This window comes from Candidatus Nitrosopumilus sp. bin_32a (assembly GCF_054095935.1).
Genome location: NZ_JBSWSN010000002.1, coordinates 83,360 through 101,317, shown reverse-complemented (window position 1 = coordinate 101,317; position 17,958 = coordinate 83,360). Strand labels below are relative to the sequence as shown.

Here is a 17,958-nt window from a genome sequence, read left to right as displayed (position 1 = left end):
AAAACCCGATGGACAATAGTGATGTAAAAATTAAGTACTCAAAATCATGTGATGGGCACAAGTATTAAACCGTTATACGTTTAGAAAAATTGAAACACAGTTGGAATTTCCAGATGAAACTTTTCAAGAAATAATTGAAGGTAAAACAAAACTACTAGTCCCAAAAAAATCAATTACAGATAAAGTTCCTCCAATGAAACCAGCATTTTTCAATCCAAAAGCAAAACTAAACAGAGATTTTTCAATAATTGCATATTCTGCTTTTCTTAATAAATTTCAAGGTCCAAGAATTTTCTTAGAAGGTCTTTCAGGATTAGGAGCTAGAGGATTACGAGTTGCAAATGAATTGGACGTTGAAAAAGTTGTAATTAATGATCTCAATCCTTCTGCACTCAAAATGGCAGAATATTCAGCTAACCTAAACGGAATAAAAAATATAGAATTTTCTGAAAAAGAAGTATGCCGATTTTTTAGTGATTATTCAAAAAAAGGAGAAAGAGGATCGATTGTAGACATCGATCCTTTCGGATCACCTGCAGCATTTTTTGACTGTGGGATTAGAGCAACTATGCATGGGGGGATATTATCAACTGCAGCCACAGATCTTCAAGTGCTAAATGGTCTCTTTCAATCTGCATGCAAAAGAAAGTATGGGGGAGTTCCAGTTAGGACAGAATACGGAAATGAGATTGCAATCAGATTGGTTTTGGGATCTCTTAGAGCAGTAGCAGCAAGACTAGGCGTAACAGTTGTTCCCATGTTTGTAGAAAGTGAGATGCACTACTATAGAACATATGTCAAGGTTCTCAATAGACCGGATCAAAAAGAGAATTTAGGATACATTTTACATTGTAAAAATTGTGGAAATAGAAAAATGTCATTAGAGCAAGAACAAGAATGTGAACTGTGTAACTCAAAAATTAGCATGGCAGGGCCGTTATGGATAGGTAAGATTTTTGACAAAGAGTTTGTTCAAGATATGATAACAGAGAATTCTAAATTAGAAACAGGCAAGAACTGTGAAAAAATTCTTGGCAAATGTTTATCTGAATCAGAAATGCCTGGAACATATTATACAATAGATGAAGTTGCATCAATAATGAAATCATCGCCACCAAAACTAGAAAAAGCAATTTCAAGTTTAATAGAAAACAATTTTTTATCTAGTGTCACAGTATTCGATCCAACAGGATTTAGAACTAATGCAAATATTAAAGAAATAATTAAAATTTTTGAAACTATCCAATAAAACCTAAACAAACAAGATATAATTCACTACTTTGTTTCCTACTAGCGTCAGGTTTTGTAAGATTAGTTCTAATAAATTTTTTCTTGATATAATCTCTAAATTCCATTGAGAACTCACCATCAAAGATTTTAAAGACAGCGTTTCCTTTATTTGCCAAAACTTTTTCCAATATTTTTGTACAATCATAATTTAATGAAATTTGCTTTGCATGATCAACGGTCCAATTTCCACTTACTTGAGGAGAAAGATCACAAATTACAGCATTAACTTTACGTCCAAAATAAGACAGTACTTCATCCACCACATGTTCATCTTCAATATTCTCTCGAATAATATGCGCACCAGGAATTTCTTCAACATAAGACAAATCAACACCCATAACTTTTCCTTGATTTCCAACTAATTTTACAGCCATCTGAGTCCAGCCGCCAGGTGCACATCCAAGGTCCAATACGTTAAAACCAGGGCCTATGAGCCGATAAGATTTATTCAGTTCCTGCAGTTTGAATGCAGCTCTACTTCGAAATCCTTGTTCATGAGCTAATCTACGGTAGTGATCTTTGCGTGCATCTGCTAGTTTCATTTGGCCTTCACAGGTTTTTTCAATTCAGCAATCACCCAGTCTTCAATGAATTGGCAATTTGTAGGACTAATCTCACCTTCAAGTGAACATTTCTGCTCCACAGGACAAACTAAACATGGTGCATTTTCAATGGATTGTGTACTAATTGGAGTCTTCTTTAAAATTAATTTGTAAGTCCAACGATCATTCTCAAGAAGTTTTTCTCTAGTAATAGTACCCATTCTTTCAAGTTTTAATGCCAATCTAGAACCAACCTGATTTGTAAGTTTAAGTTTTTTCCATAATTCACCTTGGAACATTCCATCAGATTCTTTCTCAGCTAAGATATCACATACTTTGTTTGTCAATCTTTCCATGTCAACTTTTTCGATTTGGAAATTTTCAATTTCTTCATCAGAAAGTTGTTCTTCTAATTCCTCTTCAAGAGTTAGTTCTTCTATTCTTTTAGCTTCTTCTAATTCTTTTTTAGTTAATTTTTTTACTTTAACAGGCTTTTCTTCTTTCTTTGCAGGTTTTGCATCAGCTTTCTTTGCGGTTTTCTTTGCAGGTTTTGCATCAGCTTTCTTTGCGGTTTTCTTTGCAGGTTTTGCATCAGCTTTCTTTGCGGTTTTCTTTGCAGGTTTTGCATCAGCTTTCTTTTTTAACACATCAGGATCAGCCTTAATTTTTTCTGCTTCAATTAGAGTATCTTTTTTCTTTGCCATTAAACCACCTTATTTTTTAAATCCAATTTCTTATTTATCAACAAGATTTCATTCCTATTTAACAGTAAATGTTCCTTTTGTAGAGATATTTTTTAGTTGTTTTGAGACCATTTCTGTGACTATCTCATAAGAACCAGGTGTGTCAATCACCTTAGAAAATTTGTCCCCAGCAGGAATAAGACCATTAGATTCAAAACATTGTTCAAAGAATCCTCCTTGTGTGATTACATCATTTTTTCCAGAAGAATAAATCGTAATGTATAGATCTCCACAACTAAATGAAGAATCGCCAATTTTTACTTGGATTTCAACAGGTTCAGCAGTAGTATATTGTTTAGATAGTCCAATAATTTCAATAGGTGAACTGTGTGAAGGTAGACCTTCAGAATAAGACATGGGCCACATGTTTAATTCTCTGCCAGGTTTTTGGAGAACATCAGATAATACGGCTGAACCAATTACTATTGAGAAAATTATAGGTAAAACAAATACAACAAAAACTCGCTTAGTAGCCATTTTGTTTTAAAATCTATAATTCCCTTATATCTATTTAGCAAAATTATAAAGATTAAGATCATTTTGACGAATGAGTTAAATCGTAGCCAACTAAATATCGCTAGATGCGACTTAGAAAATTCAGAGTCAGAGCATATCGTTGCATTCATGATTCTGGAGAAATTACAGTTGGGGATTTAGCAGCTTTTGTAGGAAGAAACGAAAGTGGAAAAACTACGATTCTTCAAGCATTGACTTTGTTAAATAGAGACGAGCAAGTTTCAGAATTAGATCTCTGTGATGAAATGAATGAAGAATTAAAAGAAGAGATGAAACTGGCAGAAGGTGTATTTGATCTAAATCAACATGAAATTAGCATCATTAAAGAAAAATTTCCAGGATTGCCAGAAATTAAAAAAATTAAATTATTTAGAACGAATAAAAATCCCAGAGTTCAGTATGAGTTTGAAGATATTGAGCTTAGCGAAGATAGCAATAAAGGACTCAATTCGTGGGAAAATTTCTCAAGACAGATATTTGGATTTCTAGATACCATTCCAAATCATCTAAGAATACAAATAGATACAAAATTCTTTGAAGAAGATGTTCCAAAAAACCAAGAAATCTTCGATAGTGGAATGGCAGAATTCAGTAATCAATTTCACGTAATATCCATACAGGAACCTAAAGTAATCGAAGAGTGGGAAAAAATCTATGAAAGTCCAGAAAACCAATTCTCTAATCTTCTAAGTGGGGAAAGTGAAAAAACTGCATTGCAAAATTTTATTGCAGCAGAACTACATCCAAGGTTCGTTTACTTTTCAGATTATAAAAAAATCTACGGAAATATCAATCTCAACGAATACCTAAGAGAAGAAAGAGGAGAACGAGCAGATTCAATAGAATTTGTCGAGGAGTTTGACAAGGCTGAAACAGTAAGAAATCTCTTCTATTTGGCAGAATTAGACATGAAAGAACTAGACGAGGTAAAAGAAAGCCCATCAAAATGCATCAAACTTCTTAATGCAGCAAGCAACCGATTGACTAAAAAATTAAATCCAGCATGGAAAGGCGACCCCATTCATGTTGATTTGAGATATAGTCCTGGAAATATTATGAGTGTTGTAATTTCTGACGTACATAGAGATGGAACCATTACAAACACAGGGTTGTTAAACAGAAGAGCAGAAGGTTTCAAATGGACATTTTCATTTATTGTGAATTTTGCAGCTGAAACACAAAGAGCAGAATTAAAAGAAGCAATATTACTTTTAGATGAACCTGCAAGAAATCTCCACCCGACACAACAAATGGGAATTTCAGATTTATTGAAAAATTTGGCAGGATCAAACCAAGTTTTGTATGCAACTCACTCACCATTTATGATATTTGATTATACACCAGGCAACTTACTTGTTGTCGAATTAGATAAGAGAAAACATCTCAGTAGAATCTTTTATGACTATTGGAATGCAGATGATAAAACTCTAACACCTATTTTGTATGGACTTTGTAGAGGTCAAGTTGAATCTATTGTAGACAGAGAAATAGGAACAAATTCCAGACCAATAATCATAGTTGAAACAATGTCAGATGCAATGTATTTGAATGCATTTGATAAATTTTTACAGGATCCAAATATCTCTATGAATCCACTGAATGTAATTGCAGCGTATAATAAAAATTCAGTTTTACCACTAGCAATATTTTACAGAAATCATGGGTATAGAACATTTGTTTTATTGGATAATTCTGAAGAATCTAAACAAATTTCAGCCCAGTTAGTTTCAAATGAATTTTCATCAGTTCAAACTATCTTTTTTGAGCACGAAGGAAAAAAGTTAGAATCAATTGAAGATTACATAGTACTAGAAGATTATTTGTACCCAGTAAATCAAACGTATGAAATCAAGCTTAGGCATGAAGGTTTTTCCAATCTCACCCCTCAAGAAGTTACATCTAAAGAAGGCAAGGGAGTTTTAGAAAAATTAAGAAAAATATGGCAAGAACATAGTGAAGATGATTGGAACGAATTTAACAACGAAGACATTACCAGATACATCTGTGAGAAAATTACACTTGAAGAGACAGATTTCTTATCAGACAAAACAAAGGATCAATTTAGATCATTATATCGACTAATTGCTGAACGAATCAGACAATATCAGAACGTAGTTACAAAATCAGATTTAAACAAATTTCAAAAGGCAAAGGCTTAAGATTTAAGAAGTTTGCTCATGATAAACACTAAATTAAGAAATAGAAAAACGGGAAAAATTCTTTAAGGTTTAAGTGAGAGATATGGAGTTTGAATTACATGCATAGATCCTCTACTAGAGGAATTTTCCTTTCAGTTGTGTTGTTATTTTCAATTATGTTAATGACATTGCCATCAAATGTGTATGGCGAAGAAATTTCAGTTACAAGCATCGCATTAGAGGAAACATCCCTACTAGAATTAACAAATGATTCAACAAAAGACATCAAAACTTTAAGAATTTGGTTGGGAAGTGATTTTAGTTTTAAATCATTCAAAACTGAAAAAGGATGGGTAGGCGAGAAAAATGCTCAGGGAGTTATTATTTTTACATCATCAGAATCCATCAAACCAGGAGAATCTGTAAAATTCGGAGTGAAAACAGATAAACCAAATCCAGGAATCAATTGGAAAGTTCTTGATAGTAAAGACACTCAAGTTAGTACTGGAATTACTATAGCAAAAGGATTGCCAGAGGTGGTTAAAAATTCAGAACCAACTCAAAATACAAATAATTCTAAAGAAAGTATTTCAGATGAATCAGTATTTAGAATAATTCCAGAGAAACCAAATGTAGGTTCAACAATTAGAGTGACTGGAGATAATTTTGGAGCATTAGAAGAATATGATTTTTACATAGATACTAAAAAAATTGGATCTTTTGACACGGATGAAAAAGGTCATTTTATGACTACAATGAAAATTCCAGATGATCAGAAAGCAGATAGAATAGATTTCAAAGTCAAAAACAAAAATGGAGATGAAAAGAATTTGAGTATCAGAATTGACAATATAGAAAATAGAATTCCAATATCAGAAAACATACCACTTACAATACAAGGAATTCCAAATACAATTCATAGAGGCGACTTTTTAGAGATTTTTGGAACTGGAGAACCAGGTAGCGGAATTACAATAGAAATCACTGCACCGGATGGAGAAATAATTAGAACTAGAACATCAGAAAGTAACAGTAAAGGAAATTGGAAATTAGAACCACTTCTAGTTCCATTAGATAGACCCTTTGGCAAATACACTGGAACTATTTCAGATGGAAAGGAAGAGAAACAGGTTAGTTGGATCTTAGAATCAGATAAAGTAATTGTAATTACTCCAACAAAATTGATGGTTCCTGCAGGAGAAATAATTGTATTTAATGGAACAGCCCTTCCAAATCTTCCGTTAGAATTAATTTTAGAAGATTCTCATGGAAATGAAAGAATTTCAGACATTCTAGACATAGGCGATTCAGGAATTGTAAATTTTGAATATCAAACTACAGAGAATGTGGATAAAGAGGGAACATGGACATTAATTGCAACACAAGGACAGCATAAAGAATTGGTATACGTAGGATATGATGAACCACCATCAATTCCAGTAAATTTAGAATTTGATAAACTAAATTATAAATCCACAGAAACTGCACAGATTACTCTCACTGGAGTGGCATCAGATAAACTAACAATGATCATAATTGATCCCTCAGGAAATATAGAGGGAGAAAGCATCCCCATTGAATTACAACCAGACGGTAGAGGAAAATATGAATTAAAATTATCAGGTTTTAGTTCAGGTGTTTACAGTGCAGTAATTAAAAAAGGCAATACACAAAGCAGTGAAAGGTTTACAGTAGGATTACAAGTAGGAGCGGGAGAAATAGAAGCAAACTCTACAAAATTAGAATACGAACAAGGTGAATCCATCCTATTCCTTGGTAAAACAAACTCCAATGTATTATTGACTGCAACTTTAATCGATCCTAATGGAAAAGAGACTAAAAGTATACAATTGCCTTCAGATAGTGAAGGGGTATTCACAGAGAATAGATTAAGAATACCTTCAAATGGAATTGCAGGCACATGGACTATCAAAGTTGTTAGTGGTTCAAACTTTGACATCATAGACATTGTAGTGACAGCTGTTCAGACAGAAGGATTGGTTGTGAACGTTGTAGAGGGTCAAGAGATTCCAGGATTTGGAACAACTGTAAAAATTAAAGTTGACGGGGCTACACCAAAATCAACGGTTTTCATAACAATCACTAGTGCGAATGGAGATATTATTGATGATTCTTTAAAATGTAATGCTACCGCAGGCTCTACTTGTGAAATACCTTGGACGATTTCCAAAGACCTAGTGGCAGGCACATATACTGTTTTAGTGAAGGACTCTGTAGATACAGCTGTAACAACTTTTGTTGTAGATTAGAGTTCAAACAATTTTATTTCACCTTATTTGCATGAAATTATGAATCTTAAAGACAGAATAGCCGATTACCCAAATTTTCCTAAAAAAGGAATTTTATTTAGAGACTTTAGCCCAATTTTAAAAGATCCATCAGCATTATCGTACATTGCAGACGAGTTTTCAAAAACATTCCATCCAAAAGATATCGATATTTTTGCAGGAATTGAATCAAGAGGATTCATTCTAGCATCAATTTTGGCCTCAAGGTACAACAAAGGCATGATAATGATTAGAAAAGCAGGAAAACTTCCTGGAAAAACTACAAAATTAGCATATACAATAGAATATGGAAAAGACACCATAGAGATTCAAAAAGACATCATCAAAGAAGGGGAAAAGGTACTCATCTGTGATGATTTGCTGGCAACAGGCGGAACAGCTAAAGCATCTGCAAAATTAATAGAAAAAGTAGGAGGGAAAATTATTGGATTTGCATTCATAATAGAATTAGTTGATCTAAATGGAATCAAAGGAATTAGCAAATACAATTGTAAATCACTGGTGAAATATTAATGGAAAAAGATGTTGAAATAGGAATTTTTGGTGGAACTGGAATTTATGATTCAGGTCTACTTGAGAATGCACAAGAAGTTGACATAGATACACCTTATGGAAAACCTTCAGATACAATTACTGTTGGAGTTTTTAAAGGAAGAAAAATTGCATTTCTTCCAAGACATGGAAAAAAACACACCATTCCACCACATAAAATAAATTTCAAAGCAAATATTTGGGCATTTAAAGAATTAGGAGTCACAAGAATCATTGCACCATCAGCAGTTGGAAGTTTAAAAGAAGAATTGGCACCCGGTCACTTTGCATTACCCACACAATTCATAGACTTTACAAAATCTAGGGATGGATCATTTTCTGAAAACGGCAGGGTCATACATATTTCAGTAGCTGATCCATTTTGTCCAGAACTGCAATCATCAATTCTTCAAGTTACAGATAATGAAGATGTGAATATGCACAAAGATTGCACCTATGTCTGTATAGAAGGGCCACGATTTTCAACTAAAGCCGAATCAAGATTCTATAGGACTACAGGTGCAGACATCATTGGAATGACTTTGGTTCCAGAATGTCAACTTGCAAGAGAAGCACAAATGTGTTATGCTTCAATTTCAACTGTTACAGATTATGATGTATGGGCAGACAAACCAGTTACAGCTAAAGAAGTAATTGAGACACTTTCAAAGAACGTAGAGAAAACAAAAAAAATACTAACAGAATTGATAGATAAAATTCCTAAAACAAGAAGCTGCTCTTGCGCAAAGGCATTAGAAGAAGCAGAATTCTAATCATCAACAAATGACTCTTTTGTGAGTCCTTCTGGAAGCGTCAAATCACCTTGAAGCAGATTTCTCTGAAGTAAATCTATTACTTCATCAACATCATAACCTAATTTTTCTAATTCTTTCTCAGTGATTTGGGAAAGTTTTGCTCCAATATTTTGTCCACCTATCCTACCAAAAGCAATAGCTGTAAAACGAAATTCATTTTCATCTATTGTGAATTTACCAGTAATCTTTGCAGCCATCTGGCTTCCATGAATATTATTAATGTGAACTTTGAGATCCATCTCAGAAATTAAATTTCTACAGCTTTGTTAACATTATCATCAATTAGAAAACTCCAATGTTTGTCATCTTCTACTTTAAAATTATTAACTTTAAGAGAAATTATTTGCTCATCTAGACATTCATGTTTTATTTCTCCGTTTTCTTTTAGTTTTACTAATTTCCATTTGTATTTTCCCTGTTGCAATTTACATACATTAACTCCCCATTTTGCATCAGGATCAATTTTTGGCATCCCTACCAAGTCAGCAAGTTCTTCAATTCCAAGTTGTTTTTCTTCACAGAATTTTTTCTTACAAACTCCACATCTCCAAACATCGACAGATCCTATGGTTCTTTCATCAATGTTGATGTTTATCACACCGAAATAGACCGGCTGATGCTTGCAGGTTTCAGTATCAATACTCAATGTTGTTCACAAAGTTTTGGCATTATTTAGTTCTTGCATCATCATATGGTTTTTCCAATATTACGCCAATATTATCAACAATTTTGTTTCGTTTAAATTCGATATTTTCTCGCTCGCACATCTTTCTATACATGTTTACTGCGGTAAATCTAGGATGCATGGCCTCAAATTCGGTAGGAGTAATATCAATAAAAGCACCAAGAGCCATTAGATCTTTCGATGTTTTTTTTGCATCATCAGTAGAAATATTTAATTTTTCAGCAATGGTTTCAGACGACATTTTGCCATAGCATGTCACTAGCAAAAAAACCTGTGCCTGAATAGAATCTAAATGAATTTCAGATATAAGATCATTTTCAATTGCTGAATAAATCATCATTCTTGAAATAAATTATAACAACATAAAACATGATCTATGCAGTTATCTACGGGCTAGAATCTTTTTAGAAATTTTTAAAGAAAAACCCATAGCAATAAAATGGATAATTGCCCCTAAAATTGCAGCATAAATTAGATTGTCTGAAATTTTCCAGGTAATTACAAATGCTATGATTGATGGAACTGTAATTATTACAGCAATTATAGTTCCTCTCAATGCAATTTGAGTAATTGAAAGTTTAGATTCTTTGTCATCAGACAACAAGGAAAATTTCAAAAATGGTAATAAAAACCAAAGATTAGTCAGAAAATATTGTCCAATTCTTACCTGACTTTTGGAACTTTATTTTTATCAAAATCTGATTTTATAATTTCTCACACAATCCACCTGCCTTTTTCCAACTTTTTCCACCTTGATCTCGACATTGAATTTTAGTTAGTTTTCTTGCTAGCACACCCTTGCAATTTTTTTCAAGATAACATGTTCCCATAGGTGTTTTGGAATGAGTTTTCTTATGAGTAGAAAGTTTCGTACTGGGAACTTTTGTTTTTACTTTATTTCTAGAAAGTGTTGGTAGTTTTTTTACAATACGCTTAAGTTCGTGCCATTTACCCAAAAATATTGAAAACGTTATTCAAAGGCGTAATCATAGTAGCAGGAATTATTTTTGGTGCTCTTTTAGTATTGAATATTTTTAATCCTTAGATTTTAAACTCTTTTTTCATAGTGTGACATAGAAAATTCGTTAATGAATAAGGATTTGTTTAAAGCACAAAAAAATAGTAATTATGATAAGTTGTATCTAAAAAGTGACAGATTTAATGAAAATGAAATTAAAAAAGAATATCCAGAAGAATTTAAAGAATTACTCAAAGAATTTGAAAATACCTAACTCAATCTCTTTTTCGTAGCTGAGTAGTTAATTCAGTCCTTCTTTACAGATATGCAAACTCACACCACTACGATACATTACTATGCATTATCTGACTAATAGGCATTCTTTTTTCTAAATTATATAATAACCTCATGGTCTTTTTTGATTCTGTGTGAAGCGATTGGGGTTTGCAGTGTATCTTGAATGAAATTAAGGATAATCATGTATGATTAAGTGTACTTTTGAAAATGATTTATCAGATCATCGGTAGATGTTATCCAAAGTTGTTCTGGGAACCTTTCGAATATTCCTTTTGCATGTTTTTGCCCTTGCTTTTTACTACTTGCACATGCATCCATTACCACAACCACATAATATCCCAAATGAATAGCATCCAACACACTTGATAGAACACAATAGTCTGTTTCATTGCATGTAAAAATCTAGGTGCAACAAAAGGTAAATTACTCAGCTATGCGACAAGTGGAGATATATCTGGAAATACAGAATCAGTTGTAGGATATGGTGCAATAAAATTTATTTAATCAGAAATTTAAATTCTAAATCCAGATGAATGTATAGAAGTGATTTTCAAGATTCACATCAAAGATAAACCATTTCTCAATTTAGGTAGCAACACAATGTAGTACATAGTAATTGAAAACGACAACTGTTTTGATTCGAATATTTAGATTTTTTCAATTATATGTGTTTTTTTAGTCAAATTACATAGATAGCGTATAAGAAATGGAAGTTTTTGAATTAATGAAAAAAAGCATTATTTGGATAATTTTGAGTAGCATAATTTTGTATGTTGCATTAATTGTATTCTCAGATGTAAATGGAATTTCAGAGCAGTTTCTTCATCTTAGAATTGAACTAGTTTTTTTGGTATTTGGTATTGTAGTGTTATCACATATTGTCAAGATGTTCCGTCAAAAAGAACTACTTAGAATAGTAAACGAAAAAATCACATTAAAGCAGAATTTTGTTGTCTATTTAGCAGGACTATCATTGATTTTCACTCCAGGAGGGGTTGGGACATTCATAAAAGCACATTTTTTAAAACAAAAACTCAATATTGAAAATGACAAATCATTTCCAGTTATTTTTCTAGAAAGATTTCATGATCTCACAGGAGCAACAACAATTATTTTTGTCAGTTTATTGATTTCGTTTAATTGGCTATCTGCAACTCTAGTGATGATTTCATCGTTTCTAATACTAGGAGTGTATTTGTTAATTAGTAATTTGAATGTGTTTTCTTTTGTACAAAAAAAATCATCAAAAATAAAATTTGTTGCAGAGAAATTACCAGAGTTTAGTCCAAATGAATCATTTTTTAATTTAACCAGACCTACAGCCATGGCAAAAAGTTGGGCAATTAGTGTTGCAGGTTGGAGTCTAGATGCATTGGCAGTGTATGCGGGATTTTTGGCATTTGGTATTAATTTAGGATATGTTCTAACATCACAAATTTATCTCACATCGTTAGGTTATGGAATTTTATCACTTATTCCAGGAGGCATTGGAGTTACAGAAGGTATTGCAGAATATCTTTTAGTAAAACAAGGTCTTATTATTTCAGTAGCATCATCAATTGTTATATTCACAAGACTTTCAACAATATGGTTTGCAACAAGTGTAGGGTTAATTTTTACTCGTTTTGCCCTAAAACAAAAAGTACAGATTTCATAGATTGACTAATGTTATTTGACCTCAACTAAATTATGAGCAACTAAGTGGTTTGATCATCCAAATCAGCAGAAATTATTTCATTTCTATCCATTACTGCTCTCAATTCTAAATTTTTCAATTTGCTCTTGCGACTGCGAGCTTTAGATCTTAATCTTGTTTTACAACATGGACACCTAGGATCTTCAGTATGAAAATAATGAGCACATAATGAACAACGTTTGTGTCCTGCTTGGTAACGCAGATGATTTTTCATTGAAGACGATTTTAAGCGTTCACATAATCCAATACATACTTGCACCATATCTAAATCCCAGATTGAAAAAATCCTAAAGAGTGGACTTTGGAAATAATTTGTTCAGCAATAGAGGTAGGTTTAGCAGAAATCAATACGATATAGCCATTCATAGGCACAATAATCATCAAAATATTATCTCGGTTTGTTGTTACATAATTTATCTTGCCGAGAGTATCATCAAAGTCTCTACGCATTGAAGTTTCAAGTGCGATTTGCATGTAGAGTTTTCTTCTTTCGTCATCGGTTTCTAGATAATCAACATTCTTACTTATCCCGCCAGCAATTAGATTTCCCATGTTATTTATTATGCCTACAAATCTAATTTCTTTATCATTTAGAAGAGAATAGCATTTGTTTTCTAGACGTAAATATTTGTGAATATCCAGTGTTGATTTTAAATTCATTTTAGAAATTAGTTGATTTGACATGATCTAGAAGTAAATTACGAATCAGAAAAAAATGGAAAGGTTGGGGAAGATTCTGATTTGTAAATTATACTTTTTTTGTAGCCTCCTTGGTCTTCATACTAGCATTATATTTTTGTGATAATTATAGTGGTAGCAAGACAATGTAGTACAGTGTAAAATATGCATTAATTGGAATTTTAGAATCTAATCCTTATTTTTCCAAACAATCTAAACAGATTAAGACTTGATTTGAGGTTCTCACTTTTTTCATCTTGTGCAAAATGGTAATTTGTCCATGATTTTTCTCTATGAGGAAATTTTTCTAAGTTTATCATTATTTACTCGTGAAAAATTGATGGATTCTTTTGCCAATTGATCAACTAAATTAGTAGATGTAATTATTCCAGTAATTTTTCCGTTATCCATTACTGCAAGTTTTCTGATTTTTTTATTATTCATGACTTTTGCTGCATGAGAAATAGAATCATTATGATTGATTGTGATTACTGGAGAAGACATTATTTTTTCTACAGGAGTATCTAATGGAAGACTATGTGCAGCAATTTTGACTGCAAAATCTCTATCTGTAATTATACCCACAGGAATCTTATTTTCTTTGACAATGATTGCACCTACGCCTCCTTGTGCCATCATTTTTGCTATTTGTAAAGCCGAGATAACAGGATTTACAGATATCAGAGCTTTATTCATAATATCTTTGACTAGAATTGAATTATGGTTAAAATCATCTTGACTCATAACTAGAATATCTTTCTGTGATAGTTATAGTGGTAGCAAGACAGTGTAATACAGCAAATCTAATCGATTTTTGTGGTAAGAATATGGCAGTGGGCTCTATGATGAATCATGTTTATGATATCATCATAGGGATTTTCTTCGATCAATGAAAGTTTAGGATAATCTACGATTAACAGATCTACCTTGTGTTCTTGAACATAATCAATTACCCAATGAGCAATTGAGTCAGTTAGAGCAAACTTGGTATTTATTTTAACGCCATCTTTTTGTGCAATTTCTTTTCATTTTTTCAGTTCTTTTTTGAGTCTCGAGGTTTGTTCTTGGGGATTTTTTGTCAGATTTTGTTTCAAAAAAATAAAACTTTGGAGGAATTTGTAAACACATTCAATGATGGATAATGTACTATCAAATTTCTTTGCTAATTCGTCCCATATCAAAAGATCTTTTTGTATGTGAGGTGCTATTATGGCAACTGCAATATTTTTGAACAATTTTGATTAATAATAATCCAACATGAATGTATATGAATTTGGGCACATTATGTTACATTGTATTGCTACAAGGTTATCAATACAAAACAAGAAAATAGTTTAAGAGAAATGAGTGAAGAAGAGGAAAGAGCTGAATGGGATTGGATAAAGAAAAAATAACTTTTAGGATTATCAACTATGGTATCTTGAGATAATTATTCTGTAGGAAAGACAAGTTTGATGGTAGATTTAGTCAGGGTTACATCCAATTTCTTCCCTAAAATATCGTAGAATAATTCAGTTGCCAAAGTTTTCACATATAGTGACCAACTGTTTCCCAAATCATGTTGAATTTTAAAGATCACAGTATTTTTTTTCTTCTCTATATCATGTTGCATCCAAGCAACATTAAGCCAAGTACGAAGAATTTCTATAAAATCATCAACTGTATATTCCCCTTTCATGAAATTTAGTATGTCTGAAAAAGTGTCTTTTTCAATAACTTCTGCCAAATAGATAATTTCCTTATCATCAAGTTTTTCAACAGCGTATTTTACAAAAGGTTTAGTCATAGGTAATAATCCAACTTTTCTCTCATACTTTTCCCATAGAACATGATTTCCCAATATTTTTGAAATCAAAGCGTTAAAGTTGATCTTTTCAGTTTCAGCTTCTTGTTTTAATTCTTCAATTAGAGAAGAAGACAATCTAAAGGATACAGTTTTTGTTTTATCTACGGATTCAACTTCTTTCACATTATTTAGTAATTTGACTTGAATAAAAAATAGACTAATTTTACGTTGTATTACATTGTATTGCTACTGCTTTTTATTAATTTTTTATTCATAGATTTACGTGATATCAAATAGGAGTGGAAAACAAGAAGAGATTGGTTTTGGTTTTCAATCATGTGCGTTTGACAATTTTTTACTTCTATTTGTAATCATAATGAAAAAATTCTTTGAATCAAATATTAAAAAATCACGTATCGCCTTCAAACATTCCATAGGAGATGTTTGAGCATACTCGAATACAAAAATATCCTAGTTCCCCATGCAGGCACAAAGACAGGGGATGAGGCACTGGAAAAAGCAATAGATATTGCAAAAGTGACTGAGGGTAAAATTACAATTTTAAGAGTTGTAGAACCAATGTCTATACCATTAGATCTCGTATCAGATTCAGAACAAAATCAAATGGTTAATGAATTACAATATGCTCCTCGTAGTTTTAAAAAAATAATTTACAAAAAAATGGAGAGGCATGTATTACGATGTAAACGTGAAAAAATTGAGGCAGTCACTAGAATTACACATGGAAATCCAGATGAAGAGATATTGAGATTTTACAATAATAATCCTGTGGATTTGATTGTTATGGGTAAAAAGAGGGATTCAGATGATAAGGTATTTCTTAATTTGGGAAGCAATACTCGAAAAATTCTAGAATATGTTTCATGTCCAATTTTAGTTATTGGGAATCCGAAATGAAGTGCAGTATCTGTAGTAATCCAATGGATATTTCTGAAGGTCTAACTGAAATGAGTGGAAAAAGATGTCACATATCCTGTAAAGAACAGTACAATACAGAATGGAGAGACCAGCAAGGATTAGATAGAAAATGGTAGATAGACATTGATATTTTTAATATAATTATGGAACTTCTTTTGTTACAAAATACAAAATCACTGTAAGTGTCAAAAACAATGCAGTTAGCGTACCCAAAACAAATACGTCAATTCTCAGGATTTTTTGTAGTACGTTAATCATGTTATATGTGGGACAAAATAAAATATAATTATAAATCACCTTTTTCAATTATGATAATTACAATTCAACATTGTTCGAAGTTTAATTCATAGAGATTTACATCACAATTATACACAGATTCAAAATAGCAATGGAAGAAAAATTACTGCTAAAGTGCAAATACCTATTATTGTATAATATTTTATTTTATTTGGTAGTAAATGCATTTTATTATTTGATTTTGTATTCATGTTGGTATTACTTGTAGTCATGAACTAATAAGATGGTAGCAACACAATGTAGTACAACATGAATTTTTAAAGTAACACAGTATACTATACAAAATCAAGTTTGAGAATTAACGTGTTGTAAATATGTTCAACAGTTAATCGATAAGTTATGTATAAAAAAATTCTAGTTCCTCATGCAGGCACTCCTGCAGGGGATAAGGCACTCAAACATGCAATTTTTGCTGCAAGAGATTCATCTAAAATAATTATTTTACATGTTGTAGAAGCAATTCAAGCTCCTCCATCATTTGCATTATCCTCATCTGAACGGGAAGGTTTGCTAAAAAGCATTGATAATGCAAATGAGGAAATTAGAAAAGATATGGAACAAAAAATGGAAAAACATGCTCAAGAATGCAAAGAAAAAGGAATCCAATCTGAAGTTAAAGTAACTATTGGTGATGCAGCTGAAATTATTTTAGACATAGTTGAAAAAGAAAAGATAGAACTTATTGTAATGGCAAAACGAAAGAAGCTCAAAGGAGTCAAAAAATTGCTTTCTTTAGGAAGTGTTTCTAGAAAAGTAGTAGAGAATGTAAATTGCCCCGTAACTTTAATCGACATTGAAAATATTTGATCGAACTAAATAGATCTAATCAAGATTAAAGTATTTTCAAATATGAGAATTTCAGATGAGTTTAATTGTAAATCATCAAATTTGTAATTATGGAACTCAAAGAAATGTATATGTTAAACACTCCAGAATTTACTGAAGAGAAAATTCAGGAATCACTCAAATTACTATATACTGCAGACAAAACGAATTTCAGGTCATAGCCGTATTTCTAGGAAAAGAAAAATTAAAAGAAAATCCTAAATGGAAAGAATTTGTGCTGAATTTTTGTTTAGATGTTGCTGATTCATTTAGAACTACCATTTTGAGGTTAGAAATGGAACACAAATAGGCATGAATTTTAATTATTTAGTTTCAATAACATTTGAGATAGACTAGAACCTATGTTTTTTACTTGCTGTTCTTGTTTTTGATCCGTTAGCATTCCATCTGGATTGAAGGCCTCATGAGCTTTTGATATTGCTATTTGAGTTGGAATTACAAGTACTCCAATATTTTCAAGAATTGCACGAACATGAACTAATCCTCGCAATCCCCCCAATCCACCAGGAGATGCACTCATTATTCCAGATACTTTATCTTTAAAACAAGACATTGGTGATTCATCATCTCCCTGTCTCGATGTCCAATCAATTGTGTTTTTGAGAACACCAGAAATTGAACTGTTGTATTCTGGAGATGATATTAGAAATCCCTGATGAGACAACATCAATTCTTTCAGTTTTTGTGTAGTGGATGGCAATCCTTCTTTTTTTTCTAAATCTTCATCGTAGAGGGGCATTGGATAATCACGAAGATCAATTATTGTTACATCTGCACCTGCTTCTTTTGCTCCATCAGCTGCTATCTTGACTAGTTTTTTGTTAAATGAATCTGTTCGAGTGCTACCTGCAAATGCAAGAATCTTTGGTTTTGTCATTGTAATTTAATCATA

General features: G+C 32.0%; 23 protein-coding genes. 10 read left to right on the top strand and 13 right to left on the bottom strand.

The features are described from left to right. The first annotated feature begins 100 nt into the window (after positions 1-100). Positions 101-1,249: a tRNA (guanine-N1)-methyltransferase gene (locus ACW9XH_RS01640; RefSeq protein ID WP_457758897.1), complete on the top strand. Its 1,149-nt coding sequence runs from the start codon at positions 101-103 to the stop codon at positions 1,247-1,249. On the opposite strand, the gene ACW9XH_RS01635 is transcribed toward ACW9XH_RS01640, so the two are convergent. From ACW9XH_RS01635 to ACW9XH_RS01625, 3 genes are read right to left on the bottom strand one after another with little or no spacing between them, the layout of a single operon-like run. Next, positions 1,239-1,832, bottom strand: a complete 594-nt coding sequence (locus ACW9XH_RS01635; RefSeq protein ID WP_457758896.1) for an RlmE family RNA methyltransferase — start codon at positions 1,830-1,832, stop codon at positions 1,239-1,241. The two genes, ACW9XH_RS01640 and ACW9XH_RS01635, sit on opposite strands and share 11 nt — an antisense overlap. After that, on the bottom strand, positions 1,829-2,536 hold the full coding sequence (locus ACW9XH_RS01630; RefSeq protein ID WP_457758895.1) for a transcriptional regulator: 708 nt from the start codon (positions 2,534-2,536) through the stop codon (positions 1,829-1,831). The genes ACW9XH_RS01635 and ACW9XH_RS01630 overlap by 4 nt, the downstream gene beginning before the upstream one ends. A gap of 54 nt (positions 2,537-2,590) precedes the next feature. Next, positions 2,591-3,052: a hypothetical protein gene (locus tag ACW9XH_RS01625; RefSeq protein WP_457758894.1), complete on the bottom strand. Its 462-nt coding sequence runs from the start codon at positions 3,050-3,052 to the stop codon at positions 2,591-2,593. A 104-nt stretch (positions 3,053-3,156) separates the two neighbouring features. Here ACW9XH_RS01625 and ACW9XH_RS01620 point away from each other — a divergent pair, with 104 nt between their 5' ends. The 4 genes from ACW9XH_RS01620 to ACW9XH_RS01605 all read left to right on the top strand — a co-directional run bounded on the left by ACW9XH_RS01620 (position 3,157) and on the right by ACW9XH_RS01605 (position 8,842). Continuing rightward, positions 3,157-5,250, top strand: a complete 2,094-nt coding sequence (locus tag ACW9XH_RS01620; protein WP_457758893.1) for an AAA family ATPase — start codon at positions 3,157-3,159, stop codon at positions 5,248-5,250. Positions 5,251-5,348: 98 nt separating this feature from the next. Continuing rightward, entirely contained in the window at positions 5,349-7,499 is a 2,151-nt protein-coding gene (locus tag ACW9XH_RS01615) for a biofilm-associated protein (protein WP_457758892.1), read from the top strand. A 39-nt stretch (positions 7,500-7,538) separates the two neighbouring features. After that, on the top strand, positions 7,539-8,051 hold the full coding sequence (locus ACW9XH_RS01610) for an adenine phosphoribosyltransferase (RefSeq protein WP_457758891.1): 513 nt from the start codon (positions 7,539-7,541) through the stop codon (positions 8,049-8,051). After that, entirely contained in the window at positions 8,051-8,842 is a 792-nt protein-coding gene (locus ACW9XH_RS01605; protein ID WP_457758890.1) for an S-methyl-5'-thioadenosine phosphorylase, read from the top strand. The genes ACW9XH_RS01610 and ACW9XH_RS01605 overlap by 1 nt, the downstream gene beginning before the upstream one ends. Here the strand turns inward: ACW9XH_RS01605 and ACW9XH_RS01600 are convergent. The 5 genes from ACW9XH_RS01600 to ACW9XH_RS01580 all read right to left on the bottom strand — a co-directional run bounded on the left by ACW9XH_RS01600 (position 8,839) and on the right by ACW9XH_RS01580 (position 10,525). Then, positions 8,839-9,123 (bottom strand): hypothetical protein, encoded by a 285-nt coding sequence (locus ACW9XH_RS01600; protein ID WP_457758889.1) that lies wholly within the window; start codon positions 9,121-9,123, stop codon positions 8,839-8,841. The genes ACW9XH_RS01605 and ACW9XH_RS01600 overlap by 4 nt on opposite strands. An 8-nt stretch (positions 9,124-9,131) precedes the next feature. Then, on the bottom strand, positions 9,132-9,530 hold the full coding sequence (locus ACW9XH_RS01595; protein WP_457758888.1) for a hypothetical protein: 399 nt from the start codon (positions 9,528-9,530) through the stop codon (positions 9,132-9,134). Positions 9,531-9,552: 22 nt separating this feature from the next. Then, complete coding sequence (locus tag ACW9XH_RS01590; RefSeq protein WP_457759091.1) at positions 9,553-9,906, bottom strand: hypothetical protein; 354 nt, start codon at positions 9,904-9,906, stop codon at positions 9,553-9,555. A 45-nt stretch (positions 9,907-9,951) separates the two neighbouring features. Beyond that, positions 9,952-10,170 carry a hypothetical protein gene (locus ACW9XH_RS01585; protein WP_457758887.1) on the bottom strand — a complete coding sequence of 73 codons (219 nt, stop codon included), beginning with the start codon at positions 10,168-10,170 and terminating at the stop codon, positions 9,952-9,954. A gap of 103 nt (positions 10,171-10,273) precedes the next feature. Then, positions 10,274-10,525, bottom strand: a complete 252-nt coding sequence (locus ACW9XH_RS01580; RefSeq protein WP_457758886.1) for a hypothetical protein — start codon at positions 10,523-10,525, stop codon at positions 10,274-10,276. Positions 10,526-10,657: 132 nt separating this feature from the next. Here ACW9XH_RS01580 and ACW9XH_RS01575 point away from each other — a divergent pair, with 132 nt between their 5' ends. Continuing rightward, positions 10,658-10,801: a hypothetical protein gene (locus ACW9XH_RS01575; RefSeq protein ID WP_457758885.1), complete on the top strand. Its 144-nt coding sequence runs from the start codon at positions 10,658-10,660 to the stop codon at positions 10,799-10,801. Between the two features lie 212 nt (positions 10,802-11,013). Here the strand turns inward: ACW9XH_RS01575 and ACW9XH_RS01570 are convergent, their stop codons facing one another. Next, positions 11,014-11,226 (bottom strand): cysteine hydrolase family protein, encoded by a 213-nt coding sequence (locus ACW9XH_RS01570; RefSeq protein ID WP_457759090.1) that lies wholly within the window; start codon positions 11,224-11,226, stop codon positions 11,014-11,016. Between ACW9XH_RS01570 and amrB the strand changes: the two genes are divergently transcribed. Together amrB and ACW9XH_RS01560 are read left to right on the top strand one after the other, a co-directional pair. After that, positions 11,200-11,328: an AmmeMemoRadiSam system protein B gene (amrB, locus tag ACW9XH_RS01565; RefSeq protein WP_457759089.1), complete on the top strand. Its 129-nt coding sequence runs from the start codon at positions 11,200-11,202 to the stop codon at positions 11,326-11,328. The two genes, ACW9XH_RS01570 and amrB, sit on opposite strands and share 27 nt — an antisense overlap. A 220-nt stretch (positions 11,329-11,548) precedes the next feature. Then, on the top strand, positions 11,549-12,481 hold the full coding sequence (locus tag ACW9XH_RS01560) for a lysylphosphatidylglycerol synthase transmembrane domain-containing protein (RefSeq protein WP_457758884.1): 933 nt from the start codon (positions 11,549-11,551) through the stop codon (positions 12,479-12,481). A 303-nt stretch (positions 12,482-12,784) separates the two neighbouring features. Here ACW9XH_RS01560 and ACW9XH_RS01555 read toward each other — a convergent pair whose 3' ends face one another. From ACW9XH_RS01555 to ACW9XH_RS01545, 3 genes are all read right to left on the bottom strand, one after another. Next, entirely contained in the window at positions 12,785-13,204 is a 420-nt protein-coding gene (locus ACW9XH_RS01555) for a DUF6659 family protein (protein WP_457758883.1), read from the bottom strand. 285 nt (positions 13,205-13,489) lie between these two features. Further along, positions 13,490-13,942 carry a CBS domain-containing protein gene (locus ACW9XH_RS01550; protein WP_457758882.1) on the bottom strand — a complete coding sequence of 151 codons (453 nt, stop codon included), beginning with the start codon at positions 13,940-13,942 and terminating at the stop codon, positions 13,490-13,492. A gap of 685 nt (positions 13,943-14,627) precedes the next feature. Continuing rightward, positions 14,628-15,167 carry a hypothetical protein gene (locus tag ACW9XH_RS01545; RefSeq protein WP_457758881.1) on the bottom strand — a complete coding sequence of 180 codons (540 nt, stop codon included), beginning with the start codon at positions 15,165-15,167 and terminating at the stop codon, positions 14,628-14,630. 261 nt (positions 15,168-15,428) lie between these two features. On the opposite strand from ACW9XH_RS01545, the gene ACW9XH_RS01540 reads away from it, so the two are divergent. Beyond that, the gene (locus tag ACW9XH_RS01540; protein ID WP_457758880.1) at positions 15,429-15,902 is read left to right on the top strand and encodes a universal stress protein; all 474 of its coding nucleotides are present in this window, start codon (positions 15,429-15,431) and stop codon (positions 15,900-15,902) included. Positions 15,903-16,559: 657 nt separating this feature from the next. Then, positions 16,560-17,027 (top strand): universal stress protein, encoded by a 468-nt coding sequence (locus ACW9XH_RS01535; RefSeq protein WP_457758879.1) that lies wholly within the window; start codon positions 16,560-16,562, stop codon positions 17,025-17,027. 337 nt (positions 17,028-17,364) lie between these two features. On the opposite strand, the gene ACW9XH_RS01530 is transcribed toward ACW9XH_RS01535, so the two are convergent. Continuing rightward, a complete protein-coding gene (locus ACW9XH_RS01530) occupies positions 17,365-17,943 on the bottom strand; it encodes an NADPH-dependent FMN reductase (RefSeq protein WP_457758878.1) in 579 nt (192 codons plus the stop codon). Between the last annotated feature and the right edge of the window lie 15 nt (positions 17,944-17,958).

Coding starts and splice junctions, on each gene's coding strand:
- ACW9XH_RS01635 (WP_457758896.1), bottom strand. CDS start 1,832: ATGAAACTAGCAGATGCACGCAAAGATCACTACCGTAGATTAGCTCAT.
- ACW9XH_RS01630 (WP_457758895.1), bottom strand. CDS start 2,536: ATGGCAAAGAAAAAAGATACTCTAATTGAAGCAGAAAAAATTAAGGCT.
- ACW9XH_RS01625 (WP_457758894.1), bottom strand. CDS start 3,052: ATGGCTACTAAGCGAGTTTTTGTTGTATTTGTTTTACCTATAATTTTC.
- ACW9XH_RS01620 (WP_457758893.1), top strand. CDS start 3,157: ATGCGACTTAGAAAATTCAGAGTCAGAGCATATCGTTGCATTCATGAT.
- ACW9XH_RS01615 (WP_457758892.1), top strand. CDS start 5,349: ATGCATAGATCCTCTACTAGAGGAATTTTCCTTTCAGTTGTGTTGTTA.
- ACW9XH_RS01610 (WP_457758891.1), top strand. CDS start 7,539: ATGAATCTTAAAGACAGAATAGCCGATTACCCAAATTTTCCTAAAAAA.
- ACW9XH_RS01605 (WP_457758890.1), top strand. CDS start 8,051: ATGGAAAAAGATGTTGAAATAGGAATTTTTGGTGGAACTGGAATTTAT.
- ACW9XH_RS01600 (WP_457758889.1), bottom strand. CDS start 9,123: ATGGATCTCAAAGTTCACATTAATAATATTCATGGAAGCCAGATGGCT.
- ACW9XH_RS01590 (WP_457759091.1), bottom strand. CDS start 9,906: ATGATTTATTCAGCAATTGAAAATGATCTTATATCTGAAATTCATTTA.
- ACW9XH_RS01575 (WP_457758885.1), top strand. CDS start 10,658: ATGAATAAGGATTTGTTTAAAGCACAAAAAAATAGTAATTATGATAAG.
- ACW9XH_RS01560 (WP_457758884.1), top strand. CDS start 11,549: ATGAAAAAAAGCATTATTTGGATAATTTTGAGTAGCATAATTTTGTAT.
- ACW9XH_RS01555 (WP_457758883.1), bottom strand. CDS start 13,204: ATGTCAAATCAACTAATTTCTAAAATGAATTTAAAATCAACACTGGAT.
- ACW9XH_RS01550 (WP_457758882.1), bottom strand. CDS start 13,942: ATGAGTCAAGATGATTTTAACCATAATTCAATTCTAGTCAAAGATATT.
- ACW9XH_RS01535 (WP_457758879.1), top strand. CDS start 16,560: ATGTATAAAAAAATTCTAGTTCCTCATGCAGGCACTCCTGCAGGGGAT.
- ACW9XH_RS01530 (WP_457758878.1), bottom strand. CDS start 17,943: ATGACAAAACCAAAGATTCTTGCATTTGCAGGTAGCACTCGAACAGAT.